We start from the raw sequence: 12,410 nt of genomic DNA, 5'->3' as shown, positions 1-12,410 counted from the left end.
GTTAGATCAACAAGGAGAAAACAATGACTAACATTATGAAATTCGCAGCAGTAGCTATGCTATTGATCTCTGCACAAAGCGCGAACGCAATTTCTTTGCGTTTCAAATTCAAAACATTCAGCTCTGGTCCAAGCATCTATGCTTGTAACGCGGGTATCCGTGCAGCAGCTCAAACTGGCAAAGTTTGCTACAACCAAACAACAGGTGCTTCCTGTACTCCAACTGCGTGTGACACAGCCAAAGAAATCTGTGACACTCAGTGCGTGTGCTCTGGCACAAACGGCGGCGACACTTTGATGAACTACATGAAAGTTAGCTATGCTCCTTGGACAGATCACCCTTCTGCTGGTTCCGCTGGTCAAGCTTTCACTAACACTGTAACTAGATCTTCTGAAGACGGTGGTGCTTGGAACGCATTGTTCAACGGCAGCAACGGTGAAAACGAAGCCTATGGCAACCGCATCGGTGACCTTTCTTTCAACTTGGGTTCTGAGCTTTATATTGCTGAGTACTTCGTTGATATCTGCTACCGTGGACCACAGATCGAGTACAATGCTGACAATGTTGTTGCTAACTTCAACATCATCGCTCAGGTTTCTGCAACTGACTTCCTGAACTCTGCAGTTGGTCACGCACAAGACGGCACTGGCGCAGTAGGTACTCCTGGTTTGGAGCAAGCTACCGCTGAAGCTTTGAAATACACTAAGCTTTCCGGTCTTCAAGTTAAAGCTCACGTAGTTTGTGACCAACAAGGTTTGGGCAGCTTGCAAAATGCGGCTAACAACCAAGGTTACTATGACACTACTATCAACGAAGCGACATTCCAGTTCAACGCTTCCAAAGCAACTGAGAAACTTGCTGGTGACTTGTTCGCAACTGCGACACCTGCTTCTTCCTCTTCCTTTGGGACAACTGATTTCGGCAGCAGCGCTTTGAACCTGAACTTCTCCGGACTTCAGTCTGTTGGTGGAAACAACGGTCAATGGTTGAACGTAAACAACACAAAAACTCCACGTTTCTGCAAAGTTAGATACGTATTCACAGAGACTAACGGTCGCCAGACTTTGAACTCTGCAAATGCATTGAAATTCAACTTGAGAAAATGGCAGCGTCACGGCGCTGAGCTTTGCACTCACACAACTATTGAAGAAGTTCACTAGTCTCTGACACCGGATAGCTCCAAGAGGATGTTATGAAATCAAATGTTTTTAAAATATTTATCTTCGCGACTCTTCTTGGGGTTCTGGTCTCTGCATCGTCGGCCTTTGCGGTCTGCAAAATGCAGAATCTCGGTGCCTTGAACATCTTTTTGAATTCTGAAACTGGTGGCGTTGGAAGATTCTCCAACGGTGCCAAGACTTCCCAAGTTCCCTCTCTTGTTGAACACTGTGCTGCGACGGATGGTCCTTTCCTGATGTTGGCAGTCGGCATTGTTTCACCTCAGGTGGATGCCAACTTTTCTGATTTGGTGTTTGACGGTAAAATGGAAGCACCCCGCTGCTCCTTCAAAAACTCTCCGTTCCAGCTTAAGGAACCGACTTATCCCACAGCCGGACTGGTGGCGCGACAACATCAGATCCTGAAATCATGCACCTACCTGTCAGTTGCTGATCTCGAAGGTCGCGCCCTCAACTTCAAAGTCGATCAAAAAGCCTGCAAGGTCACGAATGACAATCGTGGTTACATTCGTATGGAAGGCGATTATTGCTTCCTAAGGCTCAGACCTTTCAACCGTGTCTCTATCAGCGTAGCGATCAAAGAAGAATGCCAAAGCCCTGAGTTCCTAAAAACTCACGGCATCAATCCTCAGGATATCCCATTTGCTCTAAACTCTTATCTTTCCGGCGATGACTCCGGCCTAAGCCCCGATCTGACGGCCTTGGGAACACGCCAGGGGCGCCTTTATATTCAGCCTTCTCAGCAGCTTCTGTCTTTAACGGAAGACAATGGCGAAGAAAATCCCCGCTTCCCAACCGACTTTATGGTTGATACCCACATGGGCAATATCAGCATCACGGGTCAAAACAACACCTACACCATCATCACGTCTTTGGCGGCTTCGAATCTGGGCCAAAGCAGCTGCAAACAAGGGGTCTGCTCAACACCGAACAGTTTTATGGCTCCGGTGGCAGCCGAGATGGAGCTTTATCGTTTATCCCCGAACGGCAAAAAGGAACTTGTCGATTCATGGTGGTACGCGGATTTTATCTTCCCACAATGGCAGGGTCTTTTGAAAACTGTGCCACACAATCTGCAAGAAACTCACATCGAAACCGGTGACGAATACGAATTAGTCACTCTGTTCGTTGACCCCCTTGACGACTTTACCATGGCAACTCAAGACTTCTTCCAGTTCCTGATCAATATCCAGGGAACGCTGGGAACTGCGGGCATCGACCCTATCAGTTCTTTGCCGGGTTTCACGAGCAGTCGCGGCTTAAGACCGGTGGCAGGTTTGCCCTCTTTGAGTTCAGGCGATGCCAATCAAATCGTAGAGCAGGCTATTCAGTCCCTGCGCATGTTTGGCGACAACAACCAATGGCCGTCTTATTACAAAAAAGTCTGCAATCCGTCCAAGTCATCCTGTGCTGATGCCGGGAAGACTAAATTCTACTCCAAGCTAACAACGCGCTTTAAGGTTCTTGAAGCAAACCCGTCATCCGGAGCCATCAAGCTGGGTGAATACACTTACAAGCGCGAATCTCCTGTCTTGGGCAATTACAGCAAGTCCTTCCAGCAGGATCCTGCAGTTCACTGTGAGGCTCCGCAATGATTCGCCTGGTATCAGTCCTGTTTTTGATTCTCTTTCTGGGCCTGCAAGCTTCAGCCAAGGTGAATGTAAATAAAAAGAAAGACGAGCCCCTTCCCAACGGAGCTTATTCCGAGGACCTTTATCTGTGCAATGTGGGGATCTCTCATCCTCGACAGCCCGCGCCCGTCTCTGGAGCCTGTGAAAACTCGAACTGTGAATCAGATGTCATCACCAACCCAATGGCAGGAAGTGACTCCCTGATCTTCGAACTTTCTGACCGTCACAACAATCCGATCGATAAAGATGTGCTGGTGTCTTCTTCGGAGCCTCTGGTTTATTCCCCTCCACAAACCCAGTGGTTTAACAACATCACCGAGCTGACCGTGAACTTGGCCAGTGAGCGCTATGGAGCCACCTACCACCTTGATTTCTGCTATCTGGGACCGGTGTATGAAACGCCTTCCAAAAATGGGGTTTGCGACAAGGGATTGAAAAAAAGCAATGGCAACTGCTATGGCCAGTTCAAAAATCCCAACAATGCCAACGACCCAGAAAGCGTCGGCAATGAAAACCCTGGAAACGGAAACGGCCCCGGGGGAAATGGCAATGGCAATGGCAATGGCAATGGCAATGGCAATGGCAATGGCAATGGCAATGGCAATGGCAATGGTGGGTCCAATCCTCTCGAGGATCTGTCAATTGGTAAATACAGCATCCAAACTCTTTTGGGGGCAACCCACCGCAAATACATTCAGAATTCGGGTCTGCAAGTTCGCTCTTATTATGTTTGCGACTACCGCAGCAACGGTGGGCCTCGCGAATTGGACGAAGTTTCCGCTCCGGGCCTGATCCTGGGTGATTCCAGCGCGCCCTTCATGAACTTCCCTTCGCTGCAATTGACATTCTATCGTCTGCTTCTGAATTCAAACCCGATGAATGTGCCGCGTTTCTGCCTGATTCGTTTCGAATTCCAGGAAACCAGTCAGGCCCCCCGCAAGAATACAGAAGATCAGGTTGAATTCACCGTCGGAACCGACATCATCAAAGAGGCCACGGAATCCTCCTGGCCCGGATTGAACTAACACGATGAAACAGCTGGTTCTTTGGTCCTTGTTTCTTCTGCTGCCTTCATGGGGACATGCTGCCGTGTGGAGTATCCACCAATCGTGGACTCCCCAGCATGAAGTGGCCTTTTCTGTTTTCATTGAAAAAGACTTTCATGCCGAGATCTTTTCATCCCCCACTTCGCCGTTCTATGGTCTGAAAACTGACTGTGCAGATGCCGTCTATGCCGCGCGAATTATCTTTGCGGCGAAAAATGGTCTGCCGGTTCAATTTGCCGACCCGACTAAAAGTGGCAGCTACATCACGCAGAAGATGTCCCGCTGGGATCATCTGCCCGAGGCACAGCGCCTGCGCGGCTTTCTGGAATATGTCAGCGATCTCAGCTCCACCTACACGCTGGAGCTGGACACCTATCACGTGCAGATTTCCAAAGAAGGCTTCCGCCCAGGCGTGATCTTCCTAAGCCCCCACCTGTCGGACGAGGAAAAGCGCCGCACCGGCTTTAATGGCGGACATGCAGAGTATGTCAAATCCATCACCGACACCGGTTTTGTGGAGGTGATTTCATCTACCTCTCCGAGGCTGGTGCGCACTTTGAGTCAGAGTAAAAATCCGTATATGGCGCCGCTTTTAAAAAGAGCCGGTTACAGAATCTGGAAACAACCCGGTCACTATGGCCAGCACCCGGAAAATCTGCCCAATTTCGGCTTGAATCAGTTTGAGCTTGCAGACTGGGCACCGCTAAAACTGATCAACCGCCGTCAGATCTTTCAATGGCACGAAGAAATCCGCCGGCTGCTGCGCACGCGCATCCCGACTTTTGAAGAACGTGTGGATGTCGTCGTGGAAAGTATCTGTGGCCTGCTAAAAACTCGCGCCAAGCTGGTTCATCAGGGATGGAGCCAAGTCGCCAGCAATGGCAACCGCTGCCTGTCGGGTGACTTGCGCGACGAGTTCTCAACCGACAGCCGCGACAAACGCATCCGGGATGCTTACCTGCAAGTGCGCGATCTTTATGACTGGAAGAAAAGAACTGATGGCGATGCCGATCTGGCTGGTGATATCAGCGATGGCCAGGCTCTACTGGAACAGTGCCGCTTTGAGCACTGGCCCGGCCGACAGACATCCGCCTGGGAAATGGCCTCCAGATCCCTTCAAGGGGAACTGGTTTCTTCAGCAGACTATGCCCCCGCCGTACGCTGGGGGGACCGACGTCCTGCCGGGAAAGACTGCCGTTAGTTTATTTTTCCTCGATCAGCTTGGGTGAAGGCAGCGGCTTGGTGGCCTTGGGACTGCCTTCAGGATTGGTCAGCATCGTCTTGATTCGATTGGTAAGATCCTGCTTGATTTGCAGATACTGCACCATGCGCTCCGGCCCCAGCAGAGTCTTAAGCTTGTCGAACTCTTCCTCGCTCATACGACCATAACTCTGCAAGGATTTGCGATAAGAGGTCAGTTCCTCCTCTTTGGCTTTGGTCGTCGCCGCTTTATTCATCCTTTCAACAGAAACCTGAAGCTCCTGGTTGAATTGGGCTTTCTTTTTATTGATCTCCCGGACGATGTCGGAAAACTTCTTTTCCTCAGCGGTGTTGAGCTTCAGCTCATCGCTCAGTTTCCAGATTAATAGTTCTTCGAGTTGGTTGCGTTTCTCCGCAGCGTGGGCCGCCACGGAGAAAGCCGAATTTAGACAGAAAATTGAAAGTAAGAACAGAGTCAGTCTGCGCACGTCTTATCACCCGAAGTCAGGGTGTTAGCGTCCGCTTTCACCCATGATTTTATTGAATTTATCTACTGATAAATTTTCGAATGATTCGCGAGCTACGTCCATAAAAAAGTCAGATTCGCTCTGCGTGGAGATCAAGGTCTGGGAAATTTCCTCTGGGGACAAAAGGGCCTCAGAGACAATTCTTTCATGGCCATCACTCAGCAGGCCGGCGCGGGTCATCGTCTGGTTTACTTTTGACACCTGAGGGATCAAAAGTGACGCCAGTACGAACAGGGATGCTACGCCGCTGACGGGATAAAGCCATCCTCGCCAGTGCGAGCGCAGCAAGTTTCTGGGGGTCATCAACACGGGGGTGGGTTGAATCACGGTTTGTTCAACCTCTGCCATGATCTTGTCGTGCAAACGATCGAAGAAATCGTCGTTCATGGGCAGTTCAAGATCATCGGCTGATTTCAACCCCTTTCGCACTTTATCCATGCGATCCATACGGTCCACTTTGTCCATGTGCTATTCCTATCCTTCTGCTTCCGCAAATCTCTGGTTTACTTCGAGGAAGAAGCCACCTACTTCTTCCGTCCAGTTTTTGAGCTCTGATTGTTGCTCAAAAGTCTGACGAAGTTTCATCAACGCATGTCTGTAATTCGCCTTCGCTGTGTCGTATGGACATTCCATGATATCAGCGATCTCGTTAAAGCTGAGATCCTCGTAAACACGAAGAACCAGGGCTGTTTTCTGTTTAAATGGCAACTTTTCTACTTCATTCTTAAGAATGTCAGAAACCGCCGTATGAACCAGTGTCGTTTCAGCTTCCGCATCCACTGCCAACTGAACATCATCGATATCCACGGTGTCTCTTTTCCACTCGCGAATTTTGTTCCTGGCAGTGTTCACTGCAATCTGGAACAACCAGCTCTTGAAAGAAGCGCGACCTTCAAAGGTATTGAGCTTCTCGTAAGCTTTGATGAACGCTTCTTGCGTCACATCCTCCGCTGTGTCCATGTCCTTTACAAACCTCAAACTCAACCGCAGCACACTTCTTTGATGTCGTTTCACGAGTTCGGAAAAAGAACGTCTGTCCCCAGACTTAACTTTTTCTACCAGTTCAAGATCCGTCACGTTTAGATCTCTCTCCATACTTTGACTCGTTTCTGTCTAAATTCGGTTAACGTCCTGAATTTTTTTCCCAGAAGAGCCATTCTGCCCCCCTCAGCCCCCGGTAAATTCGCCCCCAAACCCGCGGTGCCTACACTCTTTCACTACTGCAACGATGATGCCTAAATGACAGGAGTCAAAGTGGCTCTAAATATATGAAATATCTTAGAAATTATGCATTTTATTATGACACCCATAAGCATCACTTATGGGCTGGACCAAGGTCTATAACGTTGCATTCTGCTTTCTGCGCAGCAGTGTTTGACCCGTCCTCTATATAATATGTTAAAGCCGCCGGCTTTCTTGGATAGAGTTTCAGGGAGCCCTTAAAAACAGGAGGCCTCGTGAAACACCTGTCTGTCTGCCTTTTCCTGATTCTGCTTTCTTCGCTGAGCCATGCCACCAGTGTGCGCGCTTTCCGCATTTATTCTGTGCGGGAGCTGACCCCTGTTGTGGATCGCTATTACGGTCAGGATGGTTCTGCCTTTGCGACCTTGTTCTGCAATGACAAAACGTCTGAGGTCATGTTTGTGGACAGCCGTTATTCTGATCTGGATGGCAAAGTGTTTTATTTCAGTTCGCAGGAAGCCTGTGCAGAGGCCCGCCGAGTTGCCAAAACCAGCCGCTGTGGCGCAGATCTGGTTTTGAATACAACAACCACCGGAGCCGCCATTACAGCAGCCCGATGCAAATAGTTTTATGAAACAATCGTGGTGCGGTTACGGCCGCCCTGTTTGGATTGGTACAAGGCCTTATCGGCACGGTCGTATACTTGAGTCCACTCGGTCTCGTTCGGAAGTTTTGTGGCAACCCCAACAGAGATTGTCACCGGAATCTTCTTCCCTTCAAAAACAAAGTCATGGGCCTCAATAGTCTGGCGAATACGCTCGCCGACTTCGCCAGCAGTCTTTGACGGAGATCCGGACAACAGCAAGACGAACTCTTCTCCGCCATAACGGGCAAAGAAGTCATTGGAACGAATCAGTTTCGTGATCACGATACGGCACAGCTCTTTGAGAACATAGTCACCGCCCGGGTGACCAAAGCTGTCGTTGATTTTCTTAAAGTGATCAATATCAAAAGTCACAAGACTGAAGGGTTCATTCAGAACTTCGGCGCGCTTCATGGCCTCAGGTCCCTTATCCAAAAGAGCCCCTTTGGAATGAGCCCCGGTCAAAGCATCCTTCTGCGCACGATCGTACATCGCCGCGTTGGTCATGGCTTCAATACTGCCTTTTTCCAGGAACTTGAAAATCACGTTACCAGTTTTGATCTGATCATTGTTTTTCAGAAGACAAGAGGCCAAAGGCGGAATCACCTGCCCATTCACGATAGTTTTATTGGTGGAGCCCAAATCAATGACAGACACTTCACTTCCGTTCACGGCAAATTTCGCGTGAGAACGGCTTAAACTTTTATCATCAATGTAAACCTGGCTTTCAACAGAGCGGCCAATCACAATGTCACTGGCCGTGATGGGATATTGTTTTCCGACGTAACCCGGAGGTCCAATCAATACAACAATTGCCGGAGGCACATCATCGGCCTCCTTCAAACGACCTTTGAAGGTGTCGCTGGCAACAATACTGGTTTTTTCTAAGTTGTCTGAATTGTCATCATTGTGAGCCATAGGAAAAAGTATAAGTCCCCGAGGCGACGAATGACAATCATGCTTTCTTCAATTTCTCTTTCGCTAGTCTCTTGCCCAGCTCGACACCGGGTTGATTGAAAGCGTCGATCTGCAGATATTCCCCCAGACCCGCAACAACAAGCTGCCAGTACATGAACATGTACCCCAAACTGTGTTCGTCTAGGACCTTCGTCTTAAGAGTCATCGTTGAAATCCCATTTTGACTCAAAGCCTCTTGCGTGGCCAAACACTCTGCCCGCAGAAGCTCACCCATCGTACGACCTTGAAGATCCTGCGTTTCTTTAAATTGAGCCCGATGAATTCGCTGAGAGCCGCCCTCGGATTCCTCTACACGCTGGAAGATCACAAACTTGTCTTTCGTGCCTTCCATCACCTGCTGCAAAATGGAGTGCTGATCTGAAGCCCCCACCGCGCACATTGGAGTGCTGACGCGTGCTGCTGGTTTCCCGTCACGTGTGACAGGCTTCCCCAAAGACTCTGCCCAAAGTTGCTGATACCAGGCTCCGAATGATTTCATACGGGAATTATAGATCCACAACAACGTGATCCATTCATCCCGCTGATAACTTTGCACCACTTGCGCCATGGTCTGAGTAATCACCGCCGTATCGTTCAGGGCCCGCATCGCGCCCACACGGAATTTTTCCAGGTCCAAGCCGAGGAAGGCCGCTGGCATCATCCCCACAGGAGAGAGCACAGAAAAACGCCCTCCGATATCCAGCGGGATTTCACAAATAGCCACAGAATTATCACGCGCCCACTTCGTCAGACTGCTGTCTTTGGTTTCAGAAATAACAACACTGTTGCGAGCAAGGGACAGCCCTTCCTCCTGATAGATCTGATCCACCAGTTCTAGAGCACACAAGGATTCAATCGTCGTTCCGCTTTTGGAGATAAACGCCCAGGCGACATCTTTCAGATCACCCAGTTCCTCGATCATGGCTTCAAAATCCAAAGCATCGACATTGTCGACAAAGTACATGTTGCGAGCGCGAAAAACCTCGGCAATCACACGAGTGCCCAGAGAACTTCCGCCAAGACCGACAATCACCAGTTTCTTAAACTTCTCTGCCAGCTCCGTACCCACTTTATAGGACTGCTGCCACAAAGAAACCCGCTCCATCAGTTGCGGAAATCCAATCTCTTTGCGCTGTAAAAACAACTTCAAAGACTCCTGACACTTTCCCAAAACAACCGGATCCACCTTATGCAGCCCCTGAGTAATCTCCAACATACCAATGTCTCTTTTCTGAAATATTAAAATCCTGTTTTAAAAAAAGGGATTATACCCAAAGCTGAAGGTCAATCAAAACGGTCCAAGCGCACAAAAATGCCCTGGCATTTTTGAGGCGAAGCCCACGCGGAGGGAAACCCTCGCAGCGCAGGCGTGCTCAAAGCACGTCGGAGCGAGAAGGTTTTCCGACAACGCAGTCGATCGGGCTGTTTTCATCGGCCGGTTAGGAAATAGCTACGTCTTCTTCGATTTTGTGGTAACCCTTCCACTCCTTCAAACGCCCTCGCGGTCGTCCTCCGTCTTCCGGGTACTCGATAAGAACATAGGTCAGCTTCGTGATTTTTCCCAAAGACACGATATCCAAAGATGTGACTTCAGTCCATGTTCCTGTGTTGAAATATTCTTTATTTTCTGACCACTGGCGATACTGATAAACGTGCGTGTGGCCAAAAACCACAGTGTGGACACGTTCATCGTTCAGAATCTTGCGGGCGGATTCACTCAGATCAGGGAAAATGGCACTTTCAGCGATCACCTGGATGATCCGCTTCAAGGGCCAATGGCGTCGAGGATCCTTCACAAAGGCACTTTTAATAAAGTATCCCACGGCCATAAAGAAGGCCTTGATCATGGTCCCTGTTTCATTCAGGAAAGCCCAGCGCAACATCTTTCCGAATGGACGAATCTTGTCCACATGCGGATAGTGCTGCTTGATCTTCAGCACGACCTCCAGGAAAAAGTGAGATCCAAAAGGCAGATTCAAGATGGGCTCCACCAGATCCTTTTTCAGGAAGAATTTCTTGGGGTCCATGCGATTGGCGGCCTCGTGCATGTGACCATGCTCGATGTGCACGCCATCAAAGAAGTACACGATATTTTTAAAACGAATCGGCGTGCCAATAACCTGATTCAGGTAAGCACGACAGGCGGGCCACAACATGCCTTGGTCATGATTGCCAACGATATAGGTGATGGTGTTCCCGGGTTTGGCGGCAAATTCGGCCAGCGCGGCGAAAACATTGCGATGACCGTTCACGCAGTCTTTCAGAATTTCAAGAGTGACCGCTTCTGTGATCACAGAAAGAAAATGCCCTTTGTAGTCGCACTGCAGGAAATTCAGGAAGTCGCCGTTGATAATCAATTCAACTTCGTAGTCACGATAGATACCGGTGGAATAGTAGTGGATGAACTCCACCAGTTTTTCACCATAGTAGAATTCTTCCAGCGAGTTGATCCCGCCCTGTTCCAATAGGCGACCCTTCCCCAAATGGAGATCACTGATAATGACCTTAACCTTTTTAATGGGAGCGGGCTTCGCGACGGCGGTGCCTTCGCTACTCTCAACCTGGGAAGTGGCTTCCATACTACTCAGCTTTCTTCAACGGAACGAGATTCTCTTCCTTCGCCTCCAGGTTCGTCAAAGCCAAACGCAGTGCGCGCTCGGTTCGTTTGACCTGATCCTGATTGGCCTCGATCGTCTTGTTAAGCTCAAGACATTTCTTACGGTAATTATCGAGTTCCTGAGAGAGCTGATCAATCTTTCTTTTCTGTTCTAAAATATACTCATCTTTGGACCGAACAAGGGCGGACTTTTCCGCACGGAGCAATTCCAGGCGGTTTTCCAGCTCCCGTTCGCGAACGCGGATCTTCTTGAAGTCGGATTTTAGTCTAGCTTCAAGCTCTTCCACCTTGATGCGGGCCTTGGCCACTTCATTTTCTTTGTACTGAAGGTTGCCCTTCAGAATCAGAATCTCGCTTTGTGCGGATTCCTGCATTTCAATTTTTTCTTTTTCAATCTCGGAAATACGGACGGTCAGGTCATCCGTGCGGGAGCGGATGATTTCGCCGGCAGAAGCCAGTTCTTCATTTTCCGCACGCAGGAATTCCACTTCCTTTTCCAGTTCCAGAATGCGCTGCTGCGCCAGCTTCAGGTTTTCAGCCTGAGCCAGACTGGCATCCACGGACGTCATCACGTTGGCAGAGCCACGGCTGCCGCGGAAATTACCCACGCTGACCTTAACATCCACTTCCGGAGCCTTGCGGGCACCGACACGGGCATTGGCAAAACCTTCGACCGCCACAGTCTTGTCGGCATCAGTGCCTACCACAGAACTGGTCGCACCAAAATCCTGCTGTATGGAAACTGTTTTATCTTCCCCCGCCGGAGCCGGAGAACTAAAGACCGGACGAGTGGAGTCATCATCCATCGTCGGAGTCGGAGGGGACGCAAGATCCTCTGCGGACTGATAGCCCGCATCTGCGGAAGGACCGTCAAAACGCTCCTCCTCACCCACGGACGGGCCCACCATGAAGCGCTCGGAGGCTGGTATATCACCAAACCCTTCGGGCATTTCAAAGTCACCAACATCCTCTGAATCTTCAGAGCTTTCAAGAACGGCCTCTTTGAAAGAGCCCTCGTAAGAACTTGCTTCGGGATCTGCCGAATAGTCTGCCCCACCAATAAATTCTGAGGCATCCAGTTCCTTGCTGGGATCTTTGCCGATATCTTTTTCAAGACTGTCCCAAAGATTCCCGGCCGAGGTTTTCTCCAGACGGTGTTCATCAGCATCAAGACCCGGCAAGCCGGCAAAATCATCATCAGAGCCGCCCGCACGATACGAGGACTCGGATTGAATATCCTTGAGGTCATCCATCAATGACTCAATGAGATTCTCAGCAGCTGAAGATTTCTTTTTCTTTTTGCTCATGTCTAAGGGAAATATCGGAATTTTCCGGTCCTCCCTTTAAGGATAAAACAAAGCCCTATCAATAACAGGATCTAGGTCGGGCCTGTATCATTCCGAGACATCAAGAAACTATTCCGCATCCC

The 12,410-nt window shown here is 49.5% G+C and carries 12 protein-coding genes; 5 read left to right on the top strand and 7 right to left on the bottom strand.

Annotation, left to right across the window (positions count from 1 at the left end; genetic code table 11):
- Positions 1 to 23: 23 nt before the first annotated feature.
- Genes ACZ5ZV_RS04125 through ACZ5ZV_RS04110 form a run of 4 tightly spaced genes read left to right on the top strand, consistent with a single transcriptional unit; the run spans position 24 to position 5,056 of the window.
- Positions 24 to 1,160 (top strand): protease, encoded by a 1,137-nt coding sequence (locus ACZ5ZV_RS04125; RefSeq protein WP_464120159.1) that lies wholly within the window; start codon positions 24 to 26, stop codon positions 1,158 to 1,160.
- Positions 1,161 to 1,192: 32 nt separating this feature from the next.
- Positions 1,193 to 2,773 (top strand): hypothetical protein, encoded by a 1,581-nt coding sequence (locus ACZ5ZV_RS04120; protein WP_464120158.1) that lies wholly within the window; start codon positions 1,193 to 1,195, stop codon positions 2,771 to 2,773.
- Positions 2,770 to 3,834: a hypothetical protein gene (locus ACZ5ZV_RS04115; protein ID WP_464120157.1), complete on the top strand. Its 1,065-nt coding sequence runs from the start codon at positions 2,770 to 2,772 to the stop codon at positions 3,832 to 3,834. Before ACZ5ZV_RS04120 ends, ACZ5ZV_RS04115 begins: the two co-directional genes overlap by 4 nt.
- 4 nt (positions 3,835 to 3,838) lie before the next feature.
- Complete coding sequence (locus ACZ5ZV_RS04110; protein WP_464120156.1) at positions 3,839 to 5,056, top strand: hypothetical protein; 1,218 nt, start codon at positions 3,839 to 3,841, stop codon at positions 5,054 to 5,056.
- 1 nt (position 5,057) lies between these two features.
- On the opposite strand, the gene ACZ5ZV_RS04105 is transcribed toward ACZ5ZV_RS04110, so the two are convergent.
- From ACZ5ZV_RS04105 to ACZ5ZV_RS04095, 3 genes are read right to left on the bottom strand one after another with little or no spacing between them, the layout of a single operon-like run.
- The gene (locus tag ACZ5ZV_RS04105) at positions 5,058 to 5,543 is read right to left on the bottom strand and encodes a hypothetical protein (RefSeq protein WP_464120155.1); all 486 of its coding nucleotides are present in this window, start codon (positions 5,541 to 5,543) and stop codon (positions 5,058 to 5,060) included.
- Between the two features lie 24 nt (positions 5,544 to 5,567).
- Positions 5,568 to 6,047 carry a hypothetical protein gene (locus ACZ5ZV_RS04100; protein WP_464120154.1) on the bottom strand — a complete coding sequence of 160 codons (480 nt, stop codon included), beginning with the start codon at positions 6,045 to 6,047 and terminating at the stop codon, positions 5,568 to 5,570.
- Between the two features lie 9 nt (positions 6,048 to 6,056).
- Positions 6,057 to 6,677, bottom strand: a complete 621-nt coding sequence (locus ACZ5ZV_RS04095) for an RNA polymerase sigma factor (RefSeq protein WP_464120153.1) — start codon at positions 6,675 to 6,677, stop codon at positions 6,057 to 6,059.
- Positions 6,678 to 7,039: 362 nt separating this feature from the next.
- Between ACZ5ZV_RS04095 and ACZ5ZV_RS04090 the strand changes: the two genes are divergently transcribed.
- Positions 7,040 to 7,390 (top strand): hypothetical protein, encoded by a 351-nt coding sequence (locus ACZ5ZV_RS04090; RefSeq protein ID WP_464120152.1) that lies wholly within the window; start codon positions 7,040 to 7,042, stop codon positions 7,388 to 7,390.
- 2 nt (positions 7,391 to 7,392) lie between these two features.
- Here the strand turns inward: ACZ5ZV_RS04090 and ACZ5ZV_RS04085 are convergent, their stop codons facing one another.
- From ACZ5ZV_RS04085 to ACZ5ZV_RS04070, 4 genes are all read right to left on the bottom strand, one after another.
- A complete protein-coding gene (locus tag ACZ5ZV_RS04085) occupies positions 7,393 to 8,325 on the bottom strand; it encodes a diguanylate cyclase (RefSeq protein WP_464120151.1) in 933 nt (310 codons plus the stop codon).
- A 37-nt stretch (positions 8,326 to 8,362) separates the two neighbouring features.
- Positions 8,363 to 9,580, bottom strand: a complete 1,218-nt coding sequence (locus tag ACZ5ZV_RS04080) for a glucose-6-phosphate isomerase (protein ID WP_464120150.1) — start codon at positions 9,578 to 9,580, stop codon at positions 8,363 to 8,365.
- 223 nt (positions 9,581 to 9,803) lie between these two features.
- Positions 9,804 to 10,943 carry a hypothetical protein gene (locus ACZ5ZV_RS04075; protein ID WP_464120149.1) on the bottom strand — a complete coding sequence of 380 codons (1,140 nt, stop codon included), beginning with the start codon at positions 10,941 to 10,943 and terminating at the stop codon, positions 9,804 to 9,806.
- Between the two features lies 1 nt (position 10,944).
- Positions 10,945 to 12,288, bottom strand: a complete 1,344-nt coding sequence (locus ACZ5ZV_RS04070; protein ID WP_464120148.1) for a hypothetical protein — start codon at positions 12,286 to 12,288, stop codon at positions 10,945 to 10,947.
- Positions 12,289 to 12,410 lie beyond the last annotated feature (122 nt).

This window comes from Bdellovibrio sp. HAGR004, from assembly GCF_055397015.1.
Note: the sequence above shows the minus strand (reverse complement) of the source record. Positions and strands in the feature narration are given on the sequence as shown.

Coding starts and splice junctions, on each gene's coding strand:
- ACZ5ZV_RS04120 (WP_464120158.1), top strand. CDS start 1,193: ATGAAATCAAATGTTTTTAAAATATTTATCTTCGCGACTCTTCTTGGG.
- ACZ5ZV_RS04085 (WP_464120151.1), bottom strand. CDS start 8,325: ATGGCTCACAATGATGACAATTCAGACAACTTAGAAAAAACCAGTATT.
- ACZ5ZV_RS04100 (WP_464120154.1), bottom strand. CDS start 6,047: ATGGACAAAGTGGACCGTATGGATCGCATGGATAAAGTGCGAAAGGGG.
- ACZ5ZV_RS04080 (WP_464120150.1), bottom strand. CDS start 9,580: ATGTTGGAGATTACTCAGGGGCTGCATAAGGTGGATCCGGTTGTTTTG.
- ACZ5ZV_RS04070 (WP_464120148.1), bottom strand. CDS start 12,288: ATGAGCAAAAAGAAAAAGAAATCTTCAGCTGCTGAGAATCTCATTGAG.
- ACZ5ZV_RS04095 (WP_464120153.1), bottom strand. CDS start 6,677: ATGGAGAGAGATCTAAACGTGACGGATCTTGAACTGGTAGAAAAAGTT.
- ACZ5ZV_RS04125 (WP_464120159.1), top strand. CDS start 24: ATGACTAACATTATGAAATTCGCAGCAGTAGCTATGCTATTGATCTCT.
- ACZ5ZV_RS04110 (WP_464120156.1), top strand. CDS start 3,839: ATGAAACAGCTGGTTCTTTGGTCCTTGTTTCTTCTGCTGCCTTCATGG.
- ACZ5ZV_RS04075 (WP_464120149.1), bottom strand. CDS start 10,943: ATGGAAGCCACTTCCCAGGTTGAGAGTAGCGAAGGCACCGCCGTCGCG.
- ACZ5ZV_RS04115 (WP_464120157.1), top strand. CDS start 2,770: ATGATTCGCCTGGTATCAGTCCTGTTTTTGATTCTCTTTCTGGGCCTG.